Source organism: Sphingomonas aliaeris, assembly GCF_016743815.1.
GTDB lineage: Bacteria > Pseudomonadota > Alphaproteobacteria > Sphingomonadales > Sphingomonadaceae > Sphingomonas > Sphingomonas aliaeris.
The window spans coordinates 3725850-3752809 of the sequence record NZ_CP061035.1; the positions used below are offsets into that span (position 1 = coordinate 3725850).

The 26960-nt window shown below is 64.3% G+C and carries 32 protein-coding genes, 1 tRNA gene and 2 pseudogenes; 18 read left to right on the forward strand and 17 right to left on the reverse strand.

What is annotated here, in order from left to right:
* Window positions 1-2 precede the first annotated feature (2 nt).
* Together H5J25_RS17670 and ftsE are read right to left on the reverse strand one after the other, a co-directional pair.
* On the reverse strand, window positions 3-896 hold the full coding sequence (locus H5J25_RS17670; protein WP_202093325.1) for a cell division protein FtsX: 894 nt from the start codon (window positions 894-896) through the stop codon (window positions 3-5).
* Window positions 896-1600, reverse strand: a complete 705-nt coding sequence (gene ftsE, locus H5J25_RS17675; protein WP_202093326.1) for a cell division ATP-binding protein FtsE — start codon at window positions 1598-1600, stop codon at window positions 896-898. Before ftsE ends, H5J25_RS17670 begins: the two co-directional genes overlap by 1 nt.
* Window positions 1601-1821: 221 nt before the next feature.
* Here ftsE and H5J25_RS17680 point away from each other — a divergent pair, with 221 nt between their 5' ends.
* The 10 genes and pseudogenes from H5J25_RS17680 to H5J25_RS17725 form a co-directional block, all read left to right on the forward strand.
* Window positions 1822-2595 carry a zinc-ribbon domain-containing protein gene (locus H5J25_RS17680; RefSeq protein ID WP_202093327.1) on the forward strand — a complete coding sequence of 258 codons (774 nt, stop codon included), beginning with the start codon at window positions 1822-1824 and terminating at the stop codon, window positions 2593-2595.
* Window positions 2596-2714: 119 nt separating this feature from the next.
* A tRNA-Leu gene (locus H5J25_RS17685) sits at window positions 2715-2801 on the forward strand.
* Window positions 2802-2935: 134 nt separating this feature from the next.
* Entirely contained in the window at window positions 2936-4030 is a 1095-nt protein-coding gene (locus H5J25_RS17690; protein WP_202093328.1) for a hypothetical protein, read from the forward strand.
* On the forward strand, window positions 4027-4341 hold the full coding sequence (locus tag H5J25_RS17695; protein ID WP_202093329.1) for a hypothetical protein: 315 nt from the start codon (window positions 4027-4029) through the stop codon (window positions 4339-4341). The genes H5J25_RS17690 and H5J25_RS17695 overlap by 4 nt, the downstream gene beginning before the upstream one ends.
* A 65-nt stretch (window positions 4342-4406) precedes the next feature.
* On the forward strand, window positions 4407-4823 hold the full coding sequence (locus tag H5J25_RS17700) for a hypothetical protein (protein WP_202093330.1): 417 nt from the start codon (window positions 4407-4409) through the stop codon (window positions 4821-4823).
* A 134-nt stretch (window positions 4824-4957) separates the two neighbouring features.
* A complete protein-coding gene (locus H5J25_RS17705; protein ID WP_202093332.1) occupies window positions 4958-6070 on the forward strand; it encodes a type III polyketide synthase in 1113 nt (370 codons plus the stop codon).
* On the forward strand, window positions 6067-6753 hold the full coding sequence (locus tag H5J25_RS17710; protein ID WP_202093334.1) for a methyltransferase domain-containing protein: 687 nt from the start codon (window positions 6067-6069) through the stop codon (window positions 6751-6753). The genes H5J25_RS17705 and H5J25_RS17710 overlap by 4 nt, the downstream gene beginning before the upstream one ends.
* Window positions 6732-7832 carry an NAD(P)/FAD-dependent oxidoreductase gene (locus tag H5J25_RS17715; RefSeq protein WP_202093336.1) on the forward strand — a complete coding sequence of 367 codons (1101 nt, stop codon included), beginning with the start codon at window positions 6732-6734 and terminating at the stop codon, window positions 7830-7832. The genes H5J25_RS17710 and H5J25_RS17715 overlap by 22 nt, the downstream gene beginning before the upstream one ends.
* Before the next feature lie 47 nt (window positions 7833-7879).
* A complete protein-coding gene (msrB, locus tag H5J25_RS17720) occupies window positions 7880-8284 on the forward strand; it encodes a peptide-methionine (R)-S-oxide reductase MsrB (protein WP_202093338.1) in 405 nt (134 codons plus the stop codon).
* Window positions 8285-8566: 282 nt separating this feature from the next.
* Window positions 8567-10102 (forward strand): annotated as a pseudogene (locus H5J25_RS17725) (transglycosylase domain-containing protein); the annotation flags it as partial.
* Between the two features lie 445 nt (window positions 10103-10547).
* Here the strand turns inward: H5J25_RS17725 and H5J25_RS20945 are convergent.
* Genes H5J25_RS20945 through H5J25_RS17735 form a run of 3 tightly spaced genes read right to left on the reverse strand, consistent with a single transcriptional unit; the run spans window position 10548 to window position 12285 of the window.
* On the reverse strand, window positions 10548-11222 hold the full coding sequence (locus tag H5J25_RS20945) for a M48 family metallopeptidase (protein ID WP_225883549.1): 675 nt from the start codon (window positions 11220-11222) through the stop codon (window positions 10548-10550).
* Window positions 11223-11230: 8 nt separating this feature from the next.
* Window positions 11231-11677 carry a YcgN family cysteine cluster protein gene (locus H5J25_RS17730; protein ID WP_202093341.1) on the reverse strand — a complete coding sequence of 149 codons (447 nt, stop codon included), beginning with the start codon at window positions 11675-11677 and terminating at the stop codon, window positions 11231-11233.
* On the reverse strand, window positions 11674-12285 hold the full coding sequence (locus tag H5J25_RS17735) for an SCO family protein (RefSeq protein WP_202093343.1): 612 nt from the start codon (window positions 12283-12285) through the stop codon (window positions 11674-11676). Before H5J25_RS17735 ends, H5J25_RS17730 begins: the two co-directional genes overlap by 4 nt.
* 101 nt (window positions 12286-12386) lie before the next feature.
* Between H5J25_RS17735 and H5J25_RS17740 the strand changes: the two genes are divergently transcribed.
* Complete coding sequence (locus tag H5J25_RS17740; protein WP_202093345.1) at window positions 12387-13007, forward strand: ankyrin repeat domain-containing protein; 621 nt, start codon at window positions 12387-12389, stop codon at window positions 13005-13007.
* Window positions 13008-13180: 173 nt separating this feature from the next.
* On the opposite strand, the gene H5J25_RS17745 is transcribed toward H5J25_RS17740, so the two are convergent.
* From H5J25_RS17745 to H5J25_RS17795, 11 genes are all read right to left on the reverse strand, one after another.
* Entirely contained in the window at window positions 13181-13681 is a 501-nt protein-coding gene (locus H5J25_RS17745; protein ID WP_202093351.1) for an MmcB family DNA repair protein, read from the reverse strand.
* Window positions 13682-13730: 49 nt separating this feature from the next.
* Window positions 13731-14387, reverse strand: a complete 657-nt coding sequence (locus H5J25_RS17750; RefSeq protein WP_202093353.1) for a cell wall hydrolase — start codon at window positions 14385-14387, stop codon at window positions 13731-13733.
* Between the two features lie 165 nt (window positions 14388-14552).
* Window positions 14553-14894, reverse strand: coding sequence for a DUF1491 family protein (locus H5J25_RS17755; RefSeq protein ID WP_202093355.1), 342 nt, complete (start codon window positions 14892-14894; stop codon window positions 14553-14555).
* The gene (locus H5J25_RS17760; RefSeq protein WP_202093357.1) at window positions 14891-15370 is read right to left on the reverse strand and encodes a PaaI family thioesterase; all 480 of its coding nucleotides are present in this window, start codon (window positions 15368-15370) and stop codon (window positions 14891-14893) included. Before H5J25_RS17760 ends, H5J25_RS17755 begins: the two co-directional genes overlap by 4 nt.
* Window positions 15360-15827 carry a PTS sugar transporter subunit IIA gene (locus H5J25_RS17765; protein WP_202093359.1) on the reverse strand — a complete coding sequence of 156 codons (468 nt, stop codon included), beginning with the start codon at window positions 15825-15827 and terminating at the stop codon, window positions 15360-15362. Before H5J25_RS17765 ends, H5J25_RS17760 begins: the two co-directional genes overlap by 11 nt.
* A 72-nt stretch (window positions 15828-15899) precedes the next feature.
* On the reverse strand, window positions 15900-16484 hold the full coding sequence (gene hpf, locus H5J25_RS17770) for a ribosome hibernation-promoting factor, HPF/YfiA family (RefSeq protein ID WP_202093363.1): 585 nt from the start codon (window positions 16482-16484) through the stop codon (window positions 15900-15902).
* Between the two features lie 50 nt (window positions 16485-16534).
* Window positions 16535-17242, reverse strand: a complete 708-nt coding sequence (gene dnaQ, locus H5J25_RS17775) for a DNA polymerase III subunit epsilon (RefSeq protein WP_202093365.1) — start codon at window positions 17240-17242, stop codon at window positions 16535-16537.
* A 16-nt stretch (window positions 17243-17258) separates the two neighbouring features.
* Window positions 17259-17843, reverse strand: a complete 585-nt coding sequence (gene coaE, locus H5J25_RS17780; RefSeq protein ID WP_202093367.1) for a dephospho-CoA kinase — start codon at window positions 17841-17843, stop codon at window positions 17259-17261.
* A gap of 13 nt (window positions 17844-17856) precedes the next feature.
* Window positions 17857-18669, reverse strand: coding sequence for a shikimate dehydrogenase family protein (locus tag H5J25_RS17785; protein WP_202093369.1), 813 nt, complete (start codon window positions 18667-18669; stop codon window positions 17857-17859).
* Window positions 18666-19214, reverse strand: coding sequence for a Maf family protein (locus H5J25_RS17790; RefSeq protein WP_404829625.1), 549 nt, complete (start codon window positions 19212-19214; stop codon window positions 18666-18668). The genes H5J25_RS17785 and H5J25_RS17790 overlap by 4 nt, the downstream gene beginning before the upstream one ends.
* 44 nt (window positions 19215-19258) lie before the next feature.
* Window positions 19259-20095, reverse strand: a complete 837-nt coding sequence (locus H5J25_RS17795) for a pyruvate, water dikinase regulatory protein (RefSeq protein ID WP_202093373.1) — start codon at window positions 20093-20095, stop codon at window positions 19259-19261.
* Window positions 20096-20387: 292 nt separating this feature from the next.
* On the opposite strand from H5J25_RS17795, the pseudogene hemE reads away from it, so the two are divergent.
* The 5 genes and pseudogenes from hemE to H5J25_RS17820 all read left to right on the forward strand — a co-directional run bounded on the left by hemE (window position 20388) and on the right by H5J25_RS17820 (window position 24486).
* Window positions 20388-21420 (forward strand): annotated as a pseudogene (hemE, locus tag H5J25_RS17800) (uroporphyrinogen decarboxylase).
* A 2-nt stretch (window positions 21421-21422) separates the two neighbouring features.
* Complete coding sequence (locus tag H5J25_RS17805; RefSeq protein ID WP_202093374.1) at window positions 21423-21869, forward strand: CopD family protein; 447 nt, start codon at window positions 21423-21425, stop codon at window positions 21867-21869.
* Window positions 21870-22062: 193 nt separating this feature from the next.
* Window positions 22063-23319, forward strand: a complete 1257-nt coding sequence (rho, locus tag H5J25_RS17810) for a transcription termination factor Rho (protein ID WP_202093376.1) — start codon at window positions 22063-22065, stop codon at window positions 23317-23319.
* Between the two features lie 139 nt (window positions 23320-23458).
* Entirely contained in the window at window positions 23459-23752 is a 294-nt protein-coding gene (locus H5J25_RS17815; RefSeq protein WP_202093378.1) for an antibiotic biosynthesis monooxygenase family protein, read from the forward strand.
* Window positions 23753-23799: 47 nt separating this feature from the next.
* A complete protein-coding gene (locus H5J25_RS17820; RefSeq protein ID WP_202096469.1) occupies window positions 23800-24486 on the forward strand; it encodes a YjbE family putative metal transport protein in 687 nt (228 codons plus the stop codon).
* A gap of 139 nt (window positions 24487-24625) precedes the next feature.
* Here H5J25_RS17820 and H5J25_RS17825 read toward each other — a convergent pair whose 3' ends face one another.
* Window positions 24626-25321, reverse strand: coding sequence for a dienelactone hydrolase family protein (locus H5J25_RS17825; RefSeq protein WP_202093380.1), 696 nt, complete (start codon window positions 25319-25321; stop codon window positions 24626-24628).
* Window positions 25322-25426: 105 nt separating this feature from the next.
* Between H5J25_RS17825 and H5J25_RS17830 the strand changes: the two genes are divergently transcribed.
* Complete coding sequence (locus H5J25_RS17830) at window positions 25427-25660, forward strand: DUF6489 family protein (protein ID WP_202096470.1); 234 nt, start codon at window positions 25427-25429, stop codon at window positions 25658-25660.
* Window positions 25661-25673: 13 nt separating this feature from the next.
* Window positions 25674-26957 (forward strand): tRNA uridine-5-carboxymethylaminomethyl(34) synthesis GTPase MnmE, encoded by a 1284-nt coding sequence (gene mnmE / locus H5J25_RS17835; protein WP_202096471.1) that lies wholly within the window; start codon window positions 25674-25676, stop codon window positions 26955-26957.
* Window positions 26958-26960: the final 3 nt, after the last annotated feature.

Below are 26960 nucleotides of genomic sequence, written 5' to 3' on the forward strand. Positions count from 1 at the left end.
GCTCACAGGATCTTGCTCAACGCCGCCGTCACCGCGATGCGCGCGGCCAGCGTGGCGAGCAGCGCGAACAGCACGGGCAGCGACAGGAGCAGCGCCCAGTCGCGTGGCGACAGGATCACCCCGGACAGCAGATCGGACCCGATCGCGCCCAATTGCATTCCAACCAGACCGATCAGCGCACAGGCGACGGCGGTGCCGATCACGCCGCCGACCAGCGTATCCAGCGCGATGCGACGCTGGAACAGGCGCGACACCTGGATATCGGTCGATCCCAGCATGTGAAGCACCTGGATCGTGTCACGGTGCGTATCCAGCCCCGAGCGCGCCGCGAGGATAACCACCGCCGCGGTCGCCGCCGCCATCAGCAGCACGATCGCGCCGGCCAGGCTGGTGATCATCCCCATGAAGGTGCGGACGGGTGCCATCCAGCTTTCCTGACGGTCGATCCGCGCTGCAGGAGCAACCGCGAGGACCGCGGCGGTGGCGCGTGCGATCGACGCGCTCGATGCGGGCGTAAGATCGACGTCGATCATTGCCGGGATCGGAAGATCGGGATCGGCTGCGTCACTGCCCAGCCACGGCCGGAGCAGATCGGTGAGTTCGGCACGATCGACCATCACTGCCCGCTTGACGTCAGGCAGTCCGCGCAGCACCCGGAGTGCCGCCGCCGCCTGGGCCTCGCGCACCGATCCTACCGGCGCGACGACCTGTACGGTCAGGCGCCCGGCGAGTTGCCGGTCGAGCGATGCCGCCGCGGATCGCGTGCCCAGCCCGAGCGCACCGGCGAGCACCGTGAGAAACAGCATGATCGCCATGATCCACGTCATCGCACGCGTGCCGCGACTTTCGTCGAGCAGGCGGCGGTCGGCGGCGGACGGGATGAGCTTAACCGGCATTAGTCCGCCTGCGCGGGCGGGAAGCGGAGCGATCCCGTTGGGTCGAGCAGGCGGCCGCCATCCAGACGCATCATGTGCGCGCCCGGGATGCGCCCGAGCAGATGGAAATCATGCGTCGCGACGACGACGGTCGTCCCCAGCCGGTTGAGCGAGTGGAACAGGTGCAGCAGGCGTTCGGCCATGTCCGGATCGACGTTGCCGGTCGGTTCGTCCGCGACGAGGATTTCCGGCCGGCTGATCACGGCGCGTGCGATCGCGACGCGTTGCTGTTCACCGCCCGACAAGGTCGGCGGCTTCGCATTGGCACGGTCGTTCAGCCCGACCCAGGCGAGCATCTCGCGCACCGGCTCGGCAATATCGCTTTCCGGCACGCCCGACACGCGCAACGGCAGCGCGATGTTGTCGAAAGCGGACAGGTGGGGGACGAGCCGGAAGTCCTGGAACACGACGCCGATGCGCCGACGGAAACCCGGCAGGCGTTTGCGCGGCAGCGTGACGGCATCCTCGCCGAACAGCCGGATCAGACCGCGCGTCGGGCGCTGCGCTAGATACAACAGCTTGAGCAGCGACGTCTTGCCCGCGCCGCTTGACCCCGTGAGGAAATAGAAAGCGCCGCTCGCCAGGGTGAACGAGACATCGGACAGCGTTTCCTGCCCGGTGCCATACCGCAGCCCAACATTCTCGAACTGCGCGATATTGGCCATTACCGGCGAGTGCCTGCTTCGTTACCTGATGTATGCCCCGGGTCAGCCTTCGCACGTTCCCTGCCCGCGCGGCAAGCGCGGGGTAGTAGGGGCCCTGCCCGCGCGGCAAGCGCGGGGTGTGGTGCAGGAACGAGACGTATCGAGCGCTCTTGCCAGTTGCCGCCATCGCGTGTTTAGTTTTGCCGCCCCATACTCCTGGGTGCAGAGCGCGAAGAGCCTTGATGATCCTCGAATGCACAGAATGCGGGACCCGCTACACCGTCCCCGATACCGCGATCGGCGCCGAAGGCCGCACCGTGCGCTGTGCCAATTGCCGACACAGCTGGTTCCAGGCGCCGGCGTCCGGACCAGCCGAACCAGCCGATCTGGTTGAACGGGCGCAGGCCGACGCGGCCACGCCCCCGCTTGTCGAGCCGGCCGCCCCGCCTGCTCCGGTGGCGCAACCGGACGTGACCGAGCAGATGCGAGAGGCATCGCCCCCGCCCCCGGCGCGCGACGTCTATCCCCCGGCGAGCGAAACGGATGACTACGATCCCTTCGCGCACCAAGCGCCGTTCCAGCCGCGGCGCAACCGGACGAAGCAGTGGACGATCATCGCCTTCGTGGTCGGCTTCCTGCTGCTCGCCGGGCTGATCGCGCTCGTCTTTACCGGCGATACCGGGATCGCGCAGCGGCTCGGCCTGCCGATCGCGCCGCAGGAAACGCCGTTGCGGCTGATCGACAATCCGATCGAACGGCGCGAATTGAGCAATGGCAGCGAGATGTTCGCGGTTAGCGGCAAGGTGACCAACCCGACCGACACGCACCAGAGCGTCCCCGACATCCGCGCCGAGCTGCGCGATGCCCAAGGCCGGTTGGTTTACAGCTGGACGATCCGGCCGGAAGTCACCGCATTGCCGCCGCGTGGTTCGGTCGATTTCAACAGCGCCAAGCTGGACGTGCCGGTCAATTCGGAAAAGCTGGTGCTGAGCTTCTCGGGCGGCTCCCCGCAATAATCGCGCCGGCGGCGCGTGCCGCGTCGCCAGACCCGCGCACGGTACGCTTGCCAATGGCTCAAGCGCTTGCTAGGGGCGCTCGCCTACCAGCTGCCGGGTCCGCCCGGCGAGTGTTACGTGCGGCCGTGGCGGAATTGGTAGACGCGCAACGTTGAGGTCGTTGTGGGCGAAAGCCCGTGGAAGTTCGAGTCTTCTCGGCCGCACCACTTTTTTAAATCCCCCGATACGAAGAGCTAACGGGGCAAGGTTCCCGAACCAGCGCTTTGCCGCCGATTCGGCCGTTTGACTTGTTGGATTGTGTTCCTCAAATGTTCTCACCGCAACGACCGCGGGGGGCAAGATGAACCTATCGGACACTGAACGGCGGCAAGGCTTTTCCACATGGCTGCGTACTGGCCGACTGCCGTCCGTGCGCAATGCGGACGGACACGAACTCAAATTCAATCCCTGGCATGACACCGAAGACGGCCGGTTCACATTCGTCGGGTCAGGGCGTCGATATGGTAATGCCGGCGGTACGATGACGGTCGCCCGCGCGCGCAACATACCACGTAATGTTGAGAACTCTGGCGCCACCCGCAAGCCTCGCGGGGGAAGCAGTGCGCTGGCGAATGCGTCGCCCACCCGGCCACGAACAGTCGTCAGTCCCAAGTTGAACGATCAAGCCGCGATCAGAAATCGCACTCGGACAAATACTCTGAGCTTGAATGATACGAAGAATCCAGTCGTCGAAGGGGTCATCGGCTTTGGTGAAGAGATATATTCTACCGGCAAAGGCGCCGTATCCGGGCTATATTCTGCACTGACGACAAATCCTGTGACCACTGCCCGTAACCTGGGCGACAGATTAGCACATGCTGTGGACGATGCCTTGGTGGCGGAGGATACGCCCGCCAGCGTCCAAATATCGCGCGCGGCCAAAATCGCCCGTGAGGCTTCGGCACGCGATATTGGCCGGGCCGCCGGATCGGTCGTTGGCAACGTGGCCCTGGCGGCCGCTCCGATTCCCGCCCTTTCAAGGATTTCCGTTGCGCGGGCGATACGGAAGGCGCGGCCTAGGACAACCTACCTGCCACCGGAGATCGGTTGGGCGAACGAAAATCTGAAGAGCAGGGAACTCTGGAAAATATATAACGATTCTGCGACCGGCGCACGGCCCGGTAAGGCCCCCACACTGATGCGAACCTTGCCGGATGGCTCAAAACGGCCCGTGAAGTTCGACGGTATCGATGGCGATTACCTAATCGACCGCAAATGGACCGTAGTGAACCGCCCAAGAGCGAGGGCACAGGTTTTGCGTCAATCCCAAGCTTTAGCGCAAAATCGACAGATCGGCCTTTGGGAGGTGCCTACTGCCCTTCAAAAAGAGAAAGCCTTGAAGCTACTTAAAGAGATGAACGTGAAAAACATCAAAGTGAGGATTGTCAAACCATGATAGCTGTTCAAGTCGCGCGGATTATCGCTGTATTTGTCGTATTTTGTAGCGTTACGGATGATGAATTGCTCGATCCGGACGAATCCTGCGAGATCATGGAATATCTCGGACATCTTCTTTTGTTATTGGACAAACCTTTCCTCCGGGAGCTGATCGATGCGTTTTCAATCGTTGCTTCGGAATATACTGGTGAGTCGCATGATATCGTTCGTAATATACCGCTCGATTTTTATCTTGAGGAGGAGCTGGCGGCGGACGATCCCGTGAGGCTGGCTGAACTGGAGGCGATACGTGATGCGACGCCGCTCTAGTTAAACCGGCATCCACGCTGCACCCCGGCTCACGCTGATCCCAAACGAACGATCGGAGAAACGTCGTGCAAACGGATGGGTCGGATGCCTTGCTCAACGAAATCGGGCAATTGCTGGCGCAGGACCGGGACTATCCCGGCGTCGATACCTTGCTCTATGCCGAAGTCGGGCATGACTATATCGGCGAATCGATCTTCAAGATTCTCGGCAACCAGTTCCTGTACCGCGACCCGCTGAACCGGCGGCTTCCTTATGCGCTGCTCGAATTGTGGGAAGCGCAGGAGGGTGACGACCGGTGGTCCGAACTGGAATATGTGCTGCGGGACGGGCGATTCGATGTGAACTATTTCTACCCCGACGAGATCGACCCCGAGGAGGATCTGGCGGACCGGCGCGCGCGATCGGTGCGGCGGCACTTTGGCGACAAGCCGATCGTCTATCCGCCGTGGGATCCCGATGCGTTTCCGGTCTACGATCTGTAGGTGCGAAGTCGCGGTGGGCGCACCGACCATAACATCCGCGTACGCAACGATATTCGGGCTGGTGGATCGACTGTAAAGGAGTAGCGTTGAACGATCGACGCAGGGGCCAAACCCTGCGCGACTGAAAGCCGCCCTTGTCCCCAGACCATTCCGCCGACCCCAATCATACAGCCCCCTGTATCAACGCGATCGGTACGGCCGTTCCCGGCCATGACATCCACCACGCCTTTATCGGCTGGGCACGCGCGCGGCTGGACGACGCCCGGTCGGCGAAGCTGTTCGACCGGATGGCGGCGCGATCGGGGATCGGCCATCGCTGGTCCGTACTGCCGGTGGGCGAAGATGGCGGGTCGCCGGTGGACGCCGGGGGATTTTACGCCGATGCGATCCTGCCCGGTACGGCCGAGCGGATGCAACTGTACGCGCAGGCCGCCCCGGATCTGGCGATCGCCGCGATAGAGGCGTTGCGGGCGAAGGTGTCGCTGGACGATATCACCCATCTGGTCGTCGCGAGCTGCACCGGCTTCGTCGCGCCGGGCGTGGACCAGATCGTCGCGCGGCGGATCGGCCTCGCGCCATCTGTCGAGCGGCTGCTGGTTGGGTTCATGGGCTGTTACGCCGCGGTCGCGGCGCTCCGCAGCGCGCGGCATATCGTCCGCTCCGATCCCGCCGCGCGCGTGCTGGTCGTATGCGTTGAACTGTCCACGCTGCACCTGCAGGATACGCCGGAGATCGAGCCGCTGCTGGCGATGCTGCAGTTCGGCGACGGCGCGGCGGCGGCTCTGGTCACGGCGGAGCCGCTGGGCTTTTCGATCGGCCAGCCATTTGCGACCACTTTGCCCGAATCCGACGCGTTGATCCGCTGGGACATCACCGATCGTGGGTTCGCGATGCATCTGTCGGGCGAAGTTCCGTCGAGGATCGCGGCCGGATTGGCCGACCCGGATTTCGCACATGCAGCGACCGGTGGTCGCTTGCCGGAGGAAATTGACGGCTGGGCGGTGCATGCCGGGGGCCGCTCTATCCTGGATGCGGTGGAAACCAGCCTTTGCCTGTCGCCCGACGCCTTGGCCGCATCGCGCGCGGTGCTGGCGGAGAATGGCAACATGTCGTCCGCGACGTTGATGTTCGCGCTCGCGCGGATGCTCGACGGGCCGCCGATCCGTGACGGCGTTGCGTTGGCGTTCGGACCGGGTCTTGCCGCCGAGGGGTTCGGCTTTCGCAGCGCGGCGGGCGCGGCGGCGTGAGCCTGAAACACCGCGCCATCGCCGAGGAGCTGATGGACGCCGACGATCTGGACGCGGAGACCTATGCCGCGGTCGTCGGCGATCTTGCGCGGGTCAATGCGGTTACGATGGCCGGGCGACCGACGATCGATTTCCTGCGGCGTGGAACGGCCGGATTGCCGCGGTTCAGCCTGCTCGACGTGGGTTTCGGCGATGGCGACATGCTGCGACGGATCGCGCGCTGGGCAGGCCGGCAGGGGATCGAGGCCCATCTGGTCGGCGTCGATCTGAACCCGCGTAGCGAATTAGCGGCGCGCGCCCATACGCCACCGGATCAGCCGATCCGGTGGGTGACGGGGGATTATGCGGACCAGGACGAACCGTTCGACTTCATCATCAGCAGTCTGGTCGCGCATCACATGACGCATACGCAACTGATCGCATTCCTGCGGTTCATGGAAGCGCGCGCAGTAAGGGGCTGGCTGGTCAACGATCTGCATCGTCACGGCTTTGCGCATGCGGGCTATCCGCTGCTCGCGCGCGTGTTCGGGTGGCACCGGATCGTGCGGCTGGACGGCACACTGTCGATCGCCCGTTCCTATCGACCCGAAGAATGGCCCCCATTGCTGGCCGAAGCCGGTATTTCCGACGCGCAGATAATGCGCCGATTCCCGTTCCGGTTGTGCGTCGAACGCCTGCGCTGATCCTGGGCGGAGGCCCGGCGGGCGCGAGCGCGGCGATCCGCCTGGCGCAGGCGGGGCGGCCGCATCTGCTGATCGAGCGGACGCGCGAGACGGGTGATGCGCTGTGTGGTGGTTTCCTGAGCTGGCGGACGCTGGAATCGCTGGCGACGATCGGCGTGGACACGGACGCACTCGGCCCCGCGCGGGTCACCGACGTGCGGCTGTTCAGCGGGAACGGCGTGGCGGAGGCGCGATTGCCCCGTCCGGCGCATGGCGTGTCGCGCCATCACCTCGACACGCTGTTGCTCGCCCGTGCGGCAGCGGCAGGATCGGCGATCGAGCGCGGGGTGACGGTGAAGGAGACGACCAGTCGCGCGGCGCGACTTCATGACGGCACGATGCTGGAGACGGACGCGCTGTTCCTGGCGAGCGGCAAGCATGACGTACGCGGCCTGGCCCGCCCGGAGGACGCGCGCGGGGCCGATCCGACTTTGGGTCTGCGCGTGCGTCTGGGTCCGTCACCCGGACTTGCCCGGTTGATCGGAGGGTCTATCGAGCTTCACCTGTTCGACCGGGGCTATGCCGGTATCGTGATGCAGGAGGATGGCACCGCCAACCTTTGCATGGCGGTGCATCGATCGCGACTGAGCGATGCGGGCGACCCGGAGAAACTCATGCTCGCCCTCGCGATCGAAAGCCCGCGGCTGGCCGAGCGGATGTCGTATCGCGCGGGGGGTGCGATCGATGCGGTGGCGAACGTCCCCTATGGCTGGCGCGTGCGACACGGCGAGGCGGGTCTTTTCCGGCTGGGCGATCAGGCTGGCGTCATCCCGTCGCTGGCGGGCGAAGGCATGGGGATCGCAATCGCCAGCGGCATCCGTGCCGCCAACGCCTACGTCGCGCATGGCCCGGGCGTCGCGGTTGCGTTTCAGGAACGGCTGGCGCGCGATCTGGCACGGCCGATCGGGCTGGCCGGCGTGATCCGCGCTGCGGCCGAACGTCCGGGCATCGCCCGGGCGGCATTGCCGCTGGCACGAAACGTCCCGGCGCTGATCGAGATTATCGCCCGCGCGACGCGCATCGGCCATGATCGCGGCTGAACGATGCGGCGGGCAATGCGGCCGGCAAGGGGCTTTTTCGGCAGATCATGGACCGTTTCACCCTGTCCGAGACCGAATGGCGCAAGCGACTGAGCCCGGACCAATATGGTGTGTTGCGCGAGGGGGCGAACGAGGCGCCCTTTACCGGACGATACGACAATAACCGGTCCGATGGCCTGTACCGCTGCGCCGGATGCGCGACGCCGCTGTTCGATAGCGCGGACAAGTTCGAGACGGAATTCGGATATGCCTGCTTCACCCAGCCGATCGGCGCGGATCGGGTCGGCGCGCACGGCGATGCGGGCAGCGGAGCGAAGCGGATCGAGGCGCGCTGTACGCGCTGCGACGGGCATCTCGGGCATGTGTTCGACGACGGCCCGCCGCCAACCGGCCTTCGATACGCGATCAACTCGCTGAGCCTGGATTTCCGGGCCCGCGGCACGGAGGACTAGGGGCCGATAGGCATGCCGTTGCGGTATCGTTGCGGTGTAGTTTCTGGCGCTTGTTCAGCCTGCGTATAACGCCTATCCGTATCCGCGCTTCACATGGCCCGCGCACCCTCCCCCAAATCCCGTTCCAAGACCCGGTCGCCGTGGCGTCGTCGCATCGTGCGCACGATCCAGGTGTTGTTCGGGCTGGGGGTGCTCGCGCTGATCGGGCTGGTCATCGCCGTCTATGTCGCGCGGTCGCAACTGCCGAGCTTCGATGAACTGAAATCGTCGCCCAACGGCCAGATGATCCGCGTCCACGCTGCCGACGGTACGGTGATCGTGTCGCTCGGGCCAAGCTATGGCGAATGGCTGTCTTACGATCAGATTCCGGACGTGATGCGCGATGCGATGGTGTCGGTCGAGGATCGGCGGTTCCGGTCGCATCCCGGCGTGGATCCGATCGGTCTCGCCCGGTCGGCCAAGCTTGCCTATCAGCATCGCGGCACCGGTCGCCGCCTGCAGGGGGCATCGACGATCACGCAGCAGGTCGCGCGCACGATATTCCTGTCGAACAAATACGATGTCAGCCGCAAGGCGCGCGAGGCGATCCTTGCGCTGGCGATGGAGCGGAAATTCTCCAAGGACCAGATCCTCGAACTGTATCTGAACAAGGTCTATTTCGGCGGCGGCGCGTACGGCATCGATGCCGCATCGCGCAAATTCTTCGGCCACGGCGCCGAGACGCTGAACCTGAACGAGGCCGCCGTCATCGCCGGTCTGGTCAAGGCACCGTCACGGTATTCTCCCACCGCCGATGCCGAGGCGGCGATCGGTCGCGCCGGCGTGGTCATCCAGTTGATGCGCGAGACGGGCACCATCACCGCCGCACAGGCCGCCGCCGCCGACCCGAAGAGCGTGACGCTGGCGCCCGAGCCGAAGCAGAACAGCGTGCGCTACTTCACCGATTGGGCGCTGCCGCAGCTGGAAGTGCTGATCGACGAGACGACGCGCCCGCTGGAAGTGTGGACCACGCTGGACCTGGACATGCAGCGCGCCGCCGATGCGGCGATCCGCAACAATGCGCCGAAGAACGCGCAGGGCGCCCTGGTGTCGATCGACCGCGACGGCGCGGTGCGCGCGATGGTCGGCGGAACCGATTATGTCAGCTCGATCTACAACCGCGCGACGCAGGCCGTTCGCCAGCCGGGATCGGCGTGGAAGCTGTTTGTCTACCTCGCCGCGCTGGAGGCAGGGCACAAGGTCGAGGACAAGGTGGTCGACGAACCGGTGGCGATCAACGGCTGGAGCCCGCGCAACTCGTCGGGCGCGAACCGTGGCGAGATGACGTTGCGCACTGCCTTCGCCTATTCGGTCAACACCGTCGCGGCGAAGCTGGGCCAGGAGGTCGGGTTCGGCACGGTCGCTGACATGGCGCGCCGTTTCGGGATCACGACGCCGATCGATACGCATCCGGCGATGGTGCTCGGCACCAGCGACGTACGGCTGATCGACATGACCCGCGCCTTTGCCAGCGTGGCCAACAAAGGCGTCGCGGTGACCCCGTACGGCATCACCAAGGTCACCGCGCAGGGCGAGACGATCTATCAGCAGAAGGTGGATACCAGCCAGGTGCTGGTCGCCCCCTATGTCGCGGCGCAGATGACCGACCTGTTGCAGACCGCGGTCAACACCGGGACGGGCAAGGCCGCGCAGATCGGCCGTCCGGTCGCGGGCAAGACCGGTACCACCAGCTCGAACAAGGACGGCTGGTTCGTCGGATTCTCGTCGGGACTAACCACCGGCGTGTGGATGGGCCGCGACGATGCGCGCGTCGTGCCTGGATTGCAGGGCGGCACCGCGCCCGCCCGCGCCTTCGCCGCGTTCATGACGCCCGCGGTCGCCAAGCGGCCGATCGAGGAATTCGATACTAAGGTGACCTTGCCCGAATGGCAGCTGGAGCCGGACGAGGAGAGCTATTTCGGCCAGGCCGACAATGGCCTGTTCGTCGATGCGGATGGCAATCCGGTCGACCCGGCGGCGCAACCGCAGCAGGAGGACGAACAGGTCGATGCGGACGGCAACCCCCTGCCCCCGCCCGCCGCGCGGCCGGCAAACCCTTCGACCACGACCACGACGACGACGTCACCCCAGACGGAAAAGCTCGACCAGCAGTGGATCGACCGAGTGCTGGACCGCAACCAGCCGTCGCGCCCCGCCCCGGCTCCGCGCGCACCGCCCGGGTCTCCCCCGCAGACCGGGCGCCCGACCGGCCGGCGGATCGCAGTCAGGATTCGCGTCCGAACCAGTGAAGCGCGGCGCCATTGGCCCTCAGCCAGGCGCGCGACTCCTCCGGATCGCCTTCGGTCAGCGCATCGGCGAGCGCGTGGAAGGCCGGGCCGTGGTTCATATGCACGCGGTGCGCGACCTCATGCGCGACGGTGGATCGGCGCACGAACGCCGGCGCCAGAATCAACCGCCAGCTGTAGCGGATCACGCCTGACGATGCGCAACTGCCCCAGCGCGAGCGCGGATCGCCGACCGACACCTTCGCCACAGTGACGTCGGCGCGCGCGGCGAATTCGGCGGTGTCGTCGGTCAGTATGCGAAGCGCCTCGCGTTTCAGCCACGCCTCGATCCGGCGGGACAAGCCGTCGATCGGCCCGCCGCAGGTCAGCGTGTCGCCGTTGCGCGCGATCCGGCGGGGCGCATCCTCCGCCCAGGCGATCGACAGCATGGCGTCGTCGACGGGCAGGATCGCGCCGGGCGCGAAGGGCCGCGCTTGCGGTAGTCGCGCGCGCTGGCGATCGATCCACACGCGCTGTTGCTCGGCCCAGCGCAACGCCGCCTTGATCGGCGTCCGTGTCGGCAATGTCAGGCGCACCCGACCGCTAGCCGGATCGACCGACAGCTTCGCCCGGCGCGACCGCGCGTTGCGAACGACTTCGATGTCGGCCGTTATGTTGGCCGTCACAGCCGCCGGTCGACGATGTGGTTCTCGAGTTCGCCCGCATCGACCTCCGACACGGTCCAGCCGCGCACGGATTCGCCCGCGCGGTGCACCGCTTCCCGGTCGCCGCAGACCAGATAGTGCCAGCGCGGCAAAGGCTCGCCCTCACGGCGCAGGCGATAGGCGCAGGTGCTGGGCAGCCAGTCGATATCGTGGACGTTGTCGCGCGTGAGCCGCACGCATTCGGACACGAAAGCGAAGCGATGCTTGTAGTTCGAACATTGCGCGCTGCGCCGGTCGAGCAGCTTGCACGCGACGTTGGTGGTGAGCAGTTCGCCTGTCTCGTCATCCTCCAGCTTGTGCAGGCAGCATTTGCCGCAGCCGTCGCACAAGGCCTCCCATTGCCCGCGATCGAGGTCCTCGAGCCGCTTGGTTTCCCAGAATGCGCCTTCGGTATCGCCGCTCAACGGACCCAGCGCTTCAGATCTGCGGCGACGGCATCGCCGCTCTTGTCGCTGGGCAACAATGCGATCGGCTTGCCTTCGGGACTCATCAAATAGGCGACGCGGCTGTGATCCATCATATAGCCGCCGTTCGACGTCACCTCGCCCTTCTTGAAGTACACGGCATAGGATTTGGCGGCGGCGGCAATCGCTTCGGGACTGCCGGTCAGGCCGATCGTGCGCGGATGGAAGGCGCCGACGAACTGTTTCAGCACCGCTGGCGTGTCTCGCTCGGGATCGACGCTGACGAAGACAGGCACGACCTTCGCTCCGAGCGCCGGATCCGATTTCTCGAACGTCCGCAGGCCGGCACCGATATTCTGCATGTCGACGGGGCATACATCCGGGCAGGACGTATAGCCGAAATACACGATGGCATATCGGCCGAGCAACGCCCGTTCGGTCACCTTCTGGCCATTCTGGTTGGTCAGCGCGAAGGGCCCACCGATCCGGGCACCTTCCAGCGGGGGGCTGGCGGCGGGCGCGGCGGGGCTGGAACAGGCGATGGGAAGACACGCGATCGATAGCGCGGCAACCAGACGGACGATCTCGTTCATGGCGTCGCCAGCCATGATCTGTTACGTGCGGCGGCGCAAGTTCGGGTCCGTAGAATCCACCGAATCCATAACTTTTTGATCCGTGTCCCTTCAATCCGCCGAGGTTCCCCTTCACGATGGTCGCCACATCCTTTCGCAGCGCCTTCGCCGCCGCTTTGCTCGCCGTTCCCCTTATCGCCGTGGCCGCGGCACCCGCCGCCGCGCAGCAGCAGTCCGAGGGGTATAAGTTTCTCGACGCGGTGAAGAACGAAAAGGGCAACGATGTCGAGCAGATGCTCAACAAGCCCGGCACGACCGTCATCAACACGCGGTCGATCACGACCGGCGAGACCGCGATGCACATCGTCGTGCAGAATGGCAGCGAAACCTATCTGTCGTTCCTGCTGGCAAAGGGTGCCAACCCCAATGTTCGCGACAATGCCGGCAATGCGCCGATCGTTATGGCTGCCAATCGCGGGCGGAACGACCTGGTCGAGCGTCTGATCGCGGGCAAGGCGAACGTCAATTTCAGCAATTCGAATGGCGAGACGGCGTTGATCGCCGCGGTCCGCCGCCGCGACCTGACGATGATCCAGACGTTGCTCGCAGCCGGGGCCGATCCGGACCAGGCCGATCTGCTGGCCGGTCAATCCGCCCGCGACTATGCCAAGCTGGACACCCGCTCCCCCGCCGTCGCCAAGGCGCTGGCGGATGCGCCCAAAGCCAAGCGCCGCGCGGTGTCTGGGCCGAAGCTTTAGGGCGATCCGGCTCCCCAGAACAGAATCACTAACCCCCCAACCCGTTCGTGCTGAGCCTGTTGAAGCGCCTGTCCTGCCTCGCCGTCCTTCGACAGCTCAGGACGAAGGTGGTCTGGGCCGCGGTAAGTCTCACGAATCGTCGGAACATCCAGCCGACCCACCGGCCACCCCCGTCACGGCCAGGCGAGCCCGTCCGCATCGGGATCGATCGTCCCGATCAGCCGCCGCCCCGCACGCCGGGCGAACGCCAACGTACATTTCTTCCGCGTCGCGGCCGACAATGGGTCGGTGTGCGCCTCGCGGACGATCGCCGCGTCATATCGGTCGGCGATGATGATTCCGGTGCGTTCCGGCAGGAAGGCGGCGCCATCCAGCGGCGATGCGTCGAACCCCGCGGGGATCGCCCAGTAATAGCGATCGCAATGCGCGAGATAATCGGTCCATTTCCCGTCGCCGAGCAGGTCGGCGCGCGAGACCTTGATCTCCACGATCACGATCTGCCCGCGCGCGTCGATCGCCATCAGATCGGCGCGACGCCCGCCGTCCAGCGGCACCTCTCCCATCGCGATGAGATCGTGCCGCAACAGCATTCGCGTCGTACCGCGGCAGACGTCGGCGGCGCATAATGGCGAGCCAGGGGCGTCGATACAGGAATCGGGCGGACGCTGGAGCATCCACCCGATCTAGAACATTACACGAACAGGTAAAGTCGAAACCGCCGGTTCAGCGGTAGAAGACGTGATTGCCGATCGCAGCGACCTTCTGCATCCGCCAGCTAGGCGCGACGCGGCGTGCGTGGAAATACAAGGCGTTGGGTGCGGGGCTCGCCCAATCGTCACCCATTGCGACCTGCGCGACTGCGACTGCGGTACGGTAATTGCTGTTGTTTGGGATGGACGGGATCTGGCCGCCACGAACGAAGGAGAATTGCCCGCGCTGCTTGATCACGCCGCAGATGGACGATCCGAACCGGCCGGACTTGGCGCGGTTGATGATCACTTCGGCGACGGCGAGCTGGCCCGACAGCGGTTCACCCTTGGATTCGAAATAGATCGCACCGGCCAGGCACGTCAGGTCCTCGTTCAAATCTGCGCTGGAATCCTGATCGGCCACTGCTTCGGAGAGGCTGTCATAGCCGTCATCCGCGTCGTTCTGAACGACGGCAGGCTGCGCGATGGGGGAAGAGGTCTGGGTCTGGGAAAGGGCGGGGGTGGAAAGCGTGTCGGCGGAGGGAATCTCGGCGACCGCGGGAACCGGATTCGGTTCACCTGCGTTTACAACATGCGTACCCTGAAAAGCGAAGCCGGGGGTGCTGGAGCCGATAAAGGCAATCCCGAGCGTCATCGCCGCAAGCGTTGCGGCGCGTTGAAAAAACGACATTCATACTTCAAACTATGCGGTTGGTGCGCGGATGCGATGCTTTCCCACCCTGAATGGGGTTCATCGTCCGGGCTTGCCCCCGACTGCGTAATCGACCCGGATCGCACCCGTTTCGACACAACGCTATTCACAATGCAATCCGACTGCATTGTGCGGCGCAACACGTCAATGATCGAGGATCGTTTCAGCGGCGAACCGTTCGACAAACGGGATGTCCAGTTCGATCACCCACAAATCTGGGTCGTTTCGGCGCCGACGCTGCCAATAGGCGGTCACTTCGGCCGAATCCCCCATATCTCGGGGTGTCCAACGTAGCAGGCCAACCGTGCCATCGGACGTGATTCCTCGTTCGAGCGCGCGCGGATTTGCGTTGTTTTCCAATGCGATGATCAAAATGGCGCCACCCTGCGGGTCACCCTTCGCCAGCATCATGCCCATTCCTCCGGCGTCGTTGACCCGCCGCAAGATGGCGCTGACCAGGACGCCGCTGGGCAATCGCCCGCTCACGGAAGCGCGCGGTATCCCGGTAAACCGGCGAGCGGGATACGCGATTTCATGAACGTTCCCGTTCCACGTGCGGCTTCCTCGCCATCGGAATCGATCAGCCGCGCTTCGCCAACGAACACTCGCCGCTGCCCGCTGATCCACCGGCCTTCCGCGATGACCGGCCCGGCTTTCAGCGGCTTGGTGAGAAACAGGTTAAATGACGTCGTGAGCAGGAAGCGATCGGTGACGAGGCTGTTCGCGGCGTAGAAGGCCGCATCGTCGAGCATCTTGAAATAGCTGGTGCCGTGCGCGGCGCCCGCCGCGTGGAAGTAGCGATCGTCGATCTGGAACCGGATTCGCGCGAGACCACGTTCGGCGATCTCAAGCGTCGAATCGAACAGACGGTTGATCGGCGCGGCGGCATAGAGCGATTCCAGAGCACGGAAATGCGCCTGCTCGCCTTCGATCGCGCCAGCGTCCGCCGCGTCAGGCGGCATCGCGCGCTTCGTCGTCGGTGAGCAGCGCGTAGATCGCGTCGCGCGATCCGGCGCCGCGCAGTTTTGCTACGAAAGTCCGGTCCCGCAATCGGCGCGAGACACGGGCCAGCGCCTTTAGATGTTCCGGCCCGGCATCGACCGGCGACAGCAATACGAAGACCAGATCGACCGGCAGATCGTCGATCGCCTGGAAATCGATACCGTGCGCCAGTCTGGCACACAGGCCGACCACCTTCGTCAATCCGGGCAGTTTGCCATGCGGAATCGCAACGCCGCCGCCGAAACCAGTCGAACCCAATTTCTCGCGCTTGATCAAGACGTCGCCGACCGCCTTGGCGTCGAGATCGTGCGCCGATGCGACGATGCCGGCCAGTTGCGGCAGCAATGTCTTCTTGCTCGCCGCAGTGACACCCTGAACCACGGTGTCCGGCAGCAGCAGATCGCTGAAATCGGTCATTCTTTGCAAATCCAGCCCCGAACCCGGTGGCGCCTGTAGCGCCGAACGGGTCCGGAGCATAGCGTGTTGGTGTCAGCCCGCGCGCTGCGGCTCGACCCATCCGATCGTCCCGTCGCCGCGGCGATAGACCATGTTGTACGCGCCCGACCCGCTATTCTTGAACAGCAGGGCGGTCGTGTTGCGCAGATCGAGCATCATCACTGCATCCGACACGCTGGATTCGGGAACGTCGACGCGCGTTTCGGCGATGATCAGCGGATGGTCCTCGACCTCGGCATCCTCGGGCGCAGCCTGGAACAGCGTGTAGCCGGCATTGTCGAAGGCCGATGCCTCCGCCGCTTCGCTCACTGCGCCGGCATTGCGATCCTTCAGGCGGCGCATGTAGCGACGCAGCTGCTTTTCGATATTGGTCGCCGCGCCATCGAAGGCGACATGCGCGTCGCGCCCGGTATTGCTGCCCTTCAGCACCAGGCCGTGCATGACATGGGCGACGATATCGCAGGTGAAGCCATTGTCGTGCGGCCCCTTGCCGAACGTGACCTGTGCGGAAATTGCGCGCGCGAAATATTTGGCGGCGATGCCCTGGAGCCGATCATCGACATGGGTTTTCAGTGCGTCGCCCGTGGCGACCTGATGGCCCGATACCCGGATTTCCATAGCATTCTCCTTATTGGGGCCATCCAAGTTGGGCGCCCCGTGCAACGACGTCAACCGGACGCCTCGTTCCCCCCTTGAACCGTGCCCCAGATCGGATTGGTGAGTTTGGCGATAAAGGCCGCGTGCCGCGCAAGTTCCGCCTCCGATGCCGAAAAGACGCGGGCGGGCCGGGCCTGAACCGGTGCGGCATCGGGCTGGAAGCTCTGCTGAACCTCGATGATCTCGGTTACCAGCCCAAGCCCGATCTGCCGCCCGCCGGACAGTTCGACATAGACCTGGCTGAGCAATTGCGCGTCGAGCAAGGCGCCGTGGACGATGCGGTGGCTGCGGTCGATGCCATAACGGCTGCACAGCGCGTCCAGGCTATGCTTGGCACCGGGATGACGCGCGCGCGCCAGCACGATCGTGTCCACCATCCGCGCCAAGTCGATCGCGCCCCGGCCGCACCGCGTCAGCTCGCCGTTGAGGAATCCGAAATCGAACGAGGCGTTGTGCGCGACCAGCGGCGCGTCGCCCAGGAACTCAAGCAATGCCTCCACCTGCGCGTGGAACAACGGCTTGTCGGACAGGAAGACGTCGGACAGGCCGTGGATCCGCTGCGCCTCGGCCGGCATCGTGCGTTCGGGGTGGAAATAGGCGTGGAACGTCCGCCCCGTCTCGACTTTGTTGATCAGCTCGACACAGCCGATCTCGACCATCCGGTCGCCGTCCTTGAAGCTGAAGCCGGTAGTCTCGGTATCGAAAACGATCTCACGCATAACCGGAATATCGGCCTTATCCGCGGCTCACGCAAGCGATCACCGCATCCACCGCGCGGCGCGTTTCCTCCAGCGAACCGCCGGTCGCGATGACGAAATCGGCACGCGCGCGCTTTTCCGCATCGGGTGTCTGCCGCGCGAGGATCGATTCGAAGCGATCGACGGGCATGCCCGGCCGCGCCAGCACGCGTTCGCGCTGGATGTCGGCCGGCGCGCTGACCACCGCGACCTTGTCGACGCGCGATTCGCCGCCCGTTTCGAACAGCAGTGGGATGTCGAAGACGACCATCGGCGCGTCGCTATGATCCGCAAGGAATGCCGCGCGATCTTCACCCACCGCCGGATGGACGAGGGCCTCCAGTCGCCTGAGCGCAGGCGTATCGTTCAGCACCCGCTCGCCCAGCCGCTGGCGATCGACGCCGTCGGGGCCGGTCGTGCCTGGGAACATCGCCTCGATCGCGGCGACGAGGCGCCCGTCTTTGCCCTGCAAACGGTGCACCGCCGCATCAGCATCGAACACGGGCACGCCACGATCCGAGAACATCTTCGCCACAGTGGACTTGCCCATGCCGATCGACCCGGTGAGCCCCAGCACGATCACAGGGAAAACACGATCATGCCGTCAGCAGGTCGCGCAGGTCCTCGTCCCGGTCGCGCGGCGGTTCGGCGCCGAAGAACAGTTCGAACGCCACCGCAGCCTGTCCGACGAGCATTTCCAGCCCGTCGATCGTCTCCAGATCGCGATCCCGCGCCTGGGCAAGCAGATCGGTTTCGATCGGCGCATAGACGACGTCGTACACCACCGCGTCGTCCGGCAAGGGCGACAGGTCGATCTCCAGCGGCGGTTGCCCGGTCATGCCGAGCGCGGTCGTATTCACCAGCAACGCCGCCGCCGGCACCGCGGAAGTCAGCGGCAGCGCCTTGCCCTTCAGCCCGAACGACGAGAGCAAGGCCGCGCCTTTCAGCACGTTGCGGTTCAGGATCGTCACCGGCCCGACGCCGATCCGCGACAGAGCGAACAACACCGCGCGCGCCGCGCCGCCCGCACCGATAACAACCACCGGCTTGCCCGCCAGATCCAGTTCGGCGATCGGCGTATAGAATCCGCCCGCATCGGTGTTGGTGCCGATCACCGCGCCGTCGCCCTGCCGGAACACGGTGTTGATCGCGCCGATCGAATCCCGCACCCCGCCCGGATCGGCGACATGATCCAGCGCGGCGAGCTTGTGCGGAATGGTGATGTTGCACCCCCGCCAGTCGGGATCGGCCTTGCGCGCCTCGAAGAACGCCGGAAGCTCCTCCGCCGTTACGTGCGTCGCGCGATAGTCCGCATCGATCCCCAGCGCATCCAGCCAGAATTTGTGGATAAGCGGCGATTTTGCCTGCGCGATCGGGTTGCCGATCACTTCCGCGTAGATTTTCGTCATGACGCCAATAATCCCCGCACCCTCAGATAATCGAATACTTGCAGCAACGGCAGGCCGAGTACGGTGAACTGGCTGCCCTCGATCCGGGTGAACAATTGCGCGCCCGGCCCCTCGATCCGGTAACAGCCGACACAGCCCGAGATCGCCGGCCATTCCACGTCCAGATAGGTTTCGATGAACGCGTCCGACAATGGCCGCACGAACATCTTCGCACGATCGACGACCCGCCAGACCGGTCTGCCCCCTTCCGCGATCACTGCCGCACTGACCAGATCGTGGCGCTTGCCCGACATCAGCCGCAGATGATCGGCGGCCTGTTCGCGCGTCTCGGGCTTGTCGAGCAACGTGCCGTCCTCCAGCGCAACGACCGAATCGCTGCCCAGCACCAAGGCATGCGGCTCCCGCCCCGAGACGCGCAGCGCCTTCAGTTCGGCCAGGGCATCGGCCAGGTCGCGCGCGCCCAGCCCCTGCAATCCCGCTTTCGCCGCATCCTCGTCCACGCCCGCCGACATCGCCGCAAACGGAACGCCCGCGGCGTCGAGCATCGCGCGCCGCGACGCACTCTGCGACGCCAGGATCAGTTTCAGGCTCATTCGTCGTCCGCCGCGCCGTTCGCCGTCTCGCCCCGGCGTTCCTGACACAGAGCGATGATCGCCGCCGCCGTTTCCTCGATCGAACGCCGCGTGACGTCGATCACCGGCCAGCCATTATCCGCGAAAAGGCGGCGCGCGAACGCCACTTCACGCGTGACGGCGTCATGATCGACATACGCGGTTTCCGGTGCCTGGTTGAGCGACAGCAACCGGTTGCGCCGCACCTGGATCAGCCGTTCCGAACTCGTCGTCAGACCGACGACCAGCGGGTTCTTCAGCCGATACAACAGAGCGGGCGGCGGCGATTCGACCACGATCGGGATGTTCGCCGTCTTGAACCCGCGATTGGCCAGATAGATCGAGGTCGGCGTCTTGGACGATCGCGAGACGCCGGCCAGCACGATATCCGCCTCTTCCCAATTCTCCCAGCCGATGCCGTCGTCATGCGCCATCGTGAACTGGATCGCATCGACGCGGTCGAAATAGGCCTCGTCCAGAACGTGCTGCCGCCCCGGTCGCGCCTTGGCCTGTTGCCCGAGCATGCCCGACAGCGCATCGTTGACCGCATCGAGCGGCGCAACCGCTGCGAGGCCCAGCTTGCGGCACCGCGCCTCTAGCGTCGCGCGCGCCGAACTGTTGACCAGGGTGAAGATCACCAGGCCGGGATTCTGCGCGATCTCCTGCAGGATGCGTTCCAAATGCGCCTCAGTCCGCACCATCGGCCAGAAATGGCGGATCGTCTCGACATCGTCATATTGCGCGAGCGCGGCCTTGGCGATGTTCTCGAGCGTTTCCCCGGTCGAATCCGACAGCAAATGGAGGTGCAACCGCACGGTCAGGACAGGTCTGTGGACAACATCGGCAGAATCGATACGCCAAGCGGAACCGCTCGCCAAGCCGGGGATAAGCCGCGATCTATCCACAATCCTGTCCAGAGGCCCCGGTTTTATCCACAGGCTGTGGAAAACGTGGACGACTTTCGGGAATCGCGAGGGAATGGCGGTGCAGCGCGGGTCAAGCTGTTGGCATTTACGGGACGAACGCATAAGCCCCGGCTTCAACGCGCCAACAACCGCTACCACCTTTCAAGATTCTAATCTTAATTGAAGTAAGGGCCCGTCCAGCGTGTCGATCACCACTGACTCAAAGACGTTGCTCTCCGTACTGAAGGGTGATCGCAAGGCCGTCCCCCCCCGTCTGGCTGATGCGCCAGGCCGGTCGCTATCTTCCCGAATATCGTGCGCTTCGGGCCGAAAAAGGCGGCTTCCTCGCGCTCGCGACCGATCCGGAGGCCGCGGCCGAGGTGACGTTGCAGCCGATCCGGCGCTTCGGGTTCGACGGCGCGATCCTGTTTTCCGATATCCTGATGGTGCCGTGGGCGCTCGGCCAGGATCTGACATTCGGCGTCGGCGAAGGCCCGCGTCTGGCGCCGGCTCTGGTTGACAGCGCGCTGGCGAATTTGCAGCCCTCGCCAGAGCGCCTGGAGCCGGTCTACGCGACCGTTTCGCGTGTCGCGGCTGCCCTGCCCCCGGAAACGACGTTTCTGGGCTTTGCGGGCAGCCCCTGGACCGTGGCGACCTATATGGTCTCGGGACAGGGCAGCAAGGATCAGGGCGAGACGCGCCGCGCCGCTTATGGCGATCCGGTCGCCTTTGCCGAGATCATCGATGCGATCGCCGCGATGACGGTCGACTATCTCTCCGCGCAGATCGAGGCGGGGGTCGAAGCGGTACAATTGTTCGACAGCTGGGCGGGATCGCTCAGCCCGGCGCAGTTCGAACGCTGGGTGATCGCGCCCAATGCGGCGATCGTCGCCGGATTGAAGGTGCGCCACCCCGACACGCCGATCATCGGTTTTCCGAAGGGTGCCGGCGGCAAGCTGCCCGCTTATGCTCGCGAAACGGGAGTCGATGCGCTGGGACTTGACGAGACGGTGGATCCCGTATGGGCCGACCGCAACGTGCCGAAGGGCATGCCGGTACAGGGCAACCTCGATCCGCTCGCGTTGATCGCGGGTGGCGCCGCGCTGGACGATGCGGTCGATCGGGTGCTTGCGGCGTTCGTGGATCGCCCGCATATCTTCAACCTCGGCCACGGCATCCTGCCGGACACCCCGATCGCGCATGTGGAGGCGCTGTTGGCACGGGTACGGCGATAGTGATGGAAAGGTTGGCCTTGGCGTATAGCTGGTATCTCGCGGGCCATATCATCTTCGTCATCTTCTGGATGGCGGGGCTGTTCATGCTGCCGCGCTATCTGATCTATCATCAGGAGGCGCTGGCCGCCGGGCGCGCCGACGAGGCCGCCGAATGGACGTCGCGCGAAGGCAAGATCCGCAAGATCATCCTGACCCCGGCGATGATCGTGGTGTGGCTGCTCGGCCTGACGCTAGCGACGACCGGACAGCATTGGAGCGAGGCGTGGCTGCACGGCAAATTGCTGCTTGTGCTGGCGCTCAGCGGGTATCACGGCTGGGCGGTCGGCTATGCGAAGAAGCTGGCGGCGGGCAAACCTACGCTGACCGGCAAGCAGTTGCGCATGCTGAACGAGGTGCCGGCGGTGCTGCTGACGTTCATCGTCATTCTGGTTGTAGTGAAACCCTTCTGATCTCTCTTCCTTTCCAGGGAGGGGGGCAACTCTAAACCAACAACGCCCGTTGACTTGCGAGCGACCCCCTCTTAGGTCGCATCAATGTCGGTAGTGCGGTTCTCGCGTCCCGGCATCCTTCTCCCCGCATCGTTCGCCGAGTCCTTCGCGCACATTCCGATGCCCAAATCTCCAGAATAGCCGGACGCAGCCCATGCATCTCAAAGACCTTAAGAACAAAAAGCCGGCCGAACTGGTCAGCATGGCCGAGGAACTCGGGGTCGAGGGCGCCTCCACGCTGCGCAAGCAGGACCTGATGTTCGCGATCCTCAAGGTGCAGGCTGAAGAGGGCGAGCAGATCATGGGGCTAGGCACCATCGAGGTGCTGCCCGACGGCTTCGGCTTTCTCCGCTCGCCAGAGGCCAACTATCTGGCCGGGCCTGACGATATCTATATCTCGCCCAATCAGGTGCGGAAGTTCGGATTGCGTACCGGCGACACGGTCGAGGGCGAGATCCGCGGTCCCAAGGACGGCGAACGCTATTTCGCGCTGGTGAAGCTGACCGCGGTCAATTTCGACGATCCCGATGTCGTCCGTCACCGCGTCAATTTCGACAATCTCACCCCGCTCTATCCCGAACAGAAGCTGACGCTCGACACGCTCGATCCGACGCAGAAGGACAAGAGCGCGCGGGTGATCGACATCGTCAGCCCGCAGGGCAAGGGCCAGCGTACGTTGATCGTCGCCCCGCCCCGCGTCGGCAAGACCGTGATGTTGCAGAATATCGCGCGCGCGATTTCGGAAAATCATCCCGAGGTGTTCCTGATCGTCTTGCTGATCGACGAGCGTCCGGAAGAAGTCACCGACATGCAGCGCAGCGTGAAGGGCGAGGTGGTGTCCTCGACGTTCGACGAGCCGGCGCAGCGTCACGTGCAAGTTGCTGAAATGGTTATCGAAAAAGCCAAGCGCTTGGTCGAGCACAAGAAGGATGTGGTGATCCTGCTCGACTCGATCACGCGTCTCGGCCGCGCCTACAACACCGTCGTCCCGTCGTCGGGCAAGGTGCTGACCGGTGGTGTCGACGCCAACGCGCTGCAGCGTCCGAAGCGCTTCTTCGGCGCCGCCCGCAATATCGAGGAAGGCGGATCGCTGTCGATCATCGCGACCGCATTGATCGATACCGGCAGCCGCATGGACGAAGTGATTTTCGAGGAATTCAAGGGCACGGGTAACTCGGAAATCGTGCTGGATCGCAAGGTCGCCGACAAGCGCGTCTTCCCGGCGCTCGACGTGGGCAAGTCCGGCACGCGCAAGGACGAACTGCTGGTCGACAAGGTCAAGCTGTCGAAGATGTGGGTGCTGCGCCGTATCCTCATGCAGATGGGCACGATCGATGCGATGGAATTCCTGCTCGACAAGATGAAGGATTCGAAGACCAACGAGGATTTCTTCGAAAGCATGAATCAGTAACCGAGCGCGGCCCGGATTAGCGTTGCTAATCCGGAACTCGCGCCGGTTTGGCCGGCGGGCAAAGCCCGACCGACGTGCAGGGACGGGCTTTGCTCGTCCCCTTTCGTTTGGCCCCCGCCCCCTCGCCAAAGGACCCGCAATGATCCTGGAACACGCACTGCTCCACATCCGCGCGGGACAATCCGAAGCGTTCGAAGCCGCCATGCGTCAGGCACGACCGCTGATCGCCGCGTCGCCCGGTTTCCTGTGGATCGATGTCCGGCCGGCGGCGGAGCAGCCCGATCTCTATCTCCTGACCGTCACCTGGGCCGATATCGCGGCACATCGCGATGGCTTTCGCGCCTCGGATCGTTATAAAAATTGGCGCGATCTGCTGCATGGATTTTACGATCCGATGCCGACGATCACCTATTTCGCGGAGTCCATCCTTTGAGCCTTGTCGCCTTCCTCTCCGCCGCCGCTTTGCCCGCGGTCGAGCCCATGTCGCTCAGCTGGCTGTGGAACCACATCGTCAGCGACTTCGCCAATATCGGTACGGCGTCCGCATTGACTGCATTCGCGACGGTGGTGCTGCTCGACGTGGCCCTTGCCGGAGACAATGCGATCATCGTCGGTGCGCTCGCGGCCGGTCTGCCTGCCGACCAGCGCAAGAAAGTCATCGCGATCGGTATCCTTGCCGCTCTGGTCCTGCGGATCGTGTTCGCGGTGGCGGTGCTCTACGGCCTGGAAAGTTTCAAGCATTACGGGCTGGTGCTGGGCGGCGGATTGCTGCTGCTCTGGGTCGCGTGGAAGATGTACCGCGAACTGCGTCCCAAGGGTGCACCGGGTGGATCGCCCGAGATCGACGGCGACGAGACCAGCGGGATCCGTCCCGCCAAGAGTTTCATCTCCGCCGCCTGGGCCGTAGCGGTCGCCGATGTCTCGATGAGCCTTGACAACGTCCTGGCGGTTGCCGGCGCCGCGCGGGAGCATCCGGGGATCATGGTGATCGGCCTGATCCTCTCGGTCGCTCTGATGGGCCTCGCCGCCAACGTCATCGCGAAATATATCGAGCGTTATCGTTGGATCGCGTGGGTCGGGCTGGTCATCATCCTGTACGTCGCCGGCAAGATGATCCTGGAGGGCTGGCACGATGTCCAGCCATTCGTCGGGACGCTGACCGGCTGAATCCTGTCTTCAGGGCGAAACAAAAAGGGGGCTGCCGGCCCCCTTTTTTAGCATGTTAAGCCCTTGGGAAGGGCGTCATCGTGCCGATGGTTTGCATCGGCATCGTGACAGACCGTACCTAGAGCAGAGGGGTTACGACTCAGGCGAGATGTTCGGCGAAGAATGCCGCCGTTCTTTCGTCGGCTAACCGGGCCGCAGACTCGGATCGGCGCACACCGATTTCGGTCGCGAAACCGTGGTCCTCACCCGGATAATCGTACAGCGTGACCTTGGGATGATCGTCCAGCCCCTCATGCATTCGCTTCTGGCTGTCCTTATCGACGAAATGGTCCTCGACCGGCACGTGCAACAGGATCGGATTGGCGATCGCATGCTTCTCGCCAAGCAATCCGTCGATGCCGACCCCGTAATAGCCGACGCTTGCGTCTACATCCGTCCGCGCTGCGGTCATGAATGCCAGTCTTCCGCCCAGGCAATATCCAACAGCCCCGACCTTCCCGCCGCCGATCCGCTCGCGCGCGAATCGGATCGTTGCTTCGATATCCCGGATGCCCTGATCCTGGTCGAACTTCCCCATCAAGTTCAGACCCTTCTTCATCTCTTCGGGAACATCTGGATCCAACTCGATGGATGGTTCGATCCGCCAGAACAGATCGGGCGCGATCGCCAGATATCCTGCCGCCGCCAGCGAGTCGCACTTCCGCCTGATGCCGGTGTTGACGCCGAAGATTTCCTGGATGACGACGATCGCGGCTTGGGGTGTCGATCCCGGCTCCGCGACATAGCCGCCGAAGTGCTGCGAGTGATCCAGCGTCGGAATTGTGAGTGTGGTCAAGTTATGATCCCTTCTGCGATGGCCGTTGCGATTTCGATGAAGTCGCGCGCATACATGGCGAAAGCCTATGCGCCGCTGCGTTGTGGCTCAAGCGGAGAAGCGATCATGAAGTTCAACGTCGAAGTCGAATGTTCGCCCGAGGAAGCGCGGCGCATGATGGGTCTTCCCGATCTGACGCCAGTACACGACAAATATATCGCGTCGCTGACCGACGCGATGGACGGCGTGATCGCCCCCGATCTTCTGGAAGGCATGATGAAGAACTGGGCGCCGATGAGCGACGCCGGGATGAACTTCTGGCGCAAGATGTTCGACAGCGCCGGCAAGAGCGGCAGCTGACCTGATCGCCGTGATTGCCGATACGATCTTCGCGGTATCCAGCGGCGCTCCTCCTGCTGCCATTGCGGTTTTACGGATCAGCGGGCCGGCAGCGAAGCGCAGTGCTATCAGCTTGGCTGGTACGTTGCCGCGGGCGCGGCTCGCCTCACTCCGTCGACTGCGGGATCCTGCAGACGGAAGTTTGCTCGACTCTGCATTGGTGCTGGTTTTCGACGGCCCGGCCACCGCAACGGGTGAGGATCTTGTCGAGTTGCATCTACACGGCGGTCGCGCGGTCGTGGCTGCGGTAGAGCGGGTCCTTTCGGCGCAACCGGGCCTGCGTCGCGCGGAGCCTGGGGAGTTTACCCGCCGGGCACTGGCCGCCGGCCGGATTGATTTGACCGAGGCGGAGGGTTTGGGTGACCTGCTTTCCGCTGAAACCGAGGGGCAGCGACGTGCCGCTATTTTGGCGGCGGATGGCGGGATACGGCGACGGATCGAGGATTGGTCGAAGCGCCTTTTGTCCGTGTCGGCGCAGATCGAGGCCGAGTTGGATTTCTCTGACGAGGATGATGTCGGGGCTCTCGCAGTCGAGGTGATCAAGTTGGATATCGCGGCGATTTCAAACGATGTGCGTATCGTGTTGGCGCAGCCGCCCGTCGAACGTTTGCGTGACGGCGTGTCCGTCGTTCTTGCTGGCCCGCCGAATAGTGGCAAATCGACGCTTCTGAATGCGATGGCCGGCCGCGATGCCGCAATCGTCTCTTCGATTGCGGGGACTACGCGCGACCGCATCGAAGTCCAGGTCAGCCGCAATGGGATTGCCTATCGGTTAACCGACACGGCCGGACTGGCCCCCGATACGAACGATCCGATTGAGGCGATCGGGATCGAACGGGCACGCCGCGCGATCGAGACTGCCGATATTGTTTTATGGCTGGGTGATGATCCGCCACCATATGGTGCCATTTGGCTCCACGCCCGTGCGGATGAGCTAGGCCGGGGAGAGAAGCCGAAAGACTGCGTGTTAGCGGTGTCTGCACATTCGGATGAGGGGTTATCCGAGCTTTGGCGACTTCTGGAGCGAGAAGTTTCGTCCTTGCTTCCTAGCACCGACGAGATCGCAGTCAATAATCGGCAACGCCGGCTTCTTGGCGAAGCCAACCAGGCTATAGAAACTTCCGTTGTGTCGTCCGATCTTCTAATCGTTGCCGAAGGAATCAGGATGGGTTTAAGCAGTCTGGATCGGATCACGGGGTCTAGCGATACCGAGGCGATGCTGGACGCGCTTTTTGGAAAGTTCTGTATCGGTAAATGATGT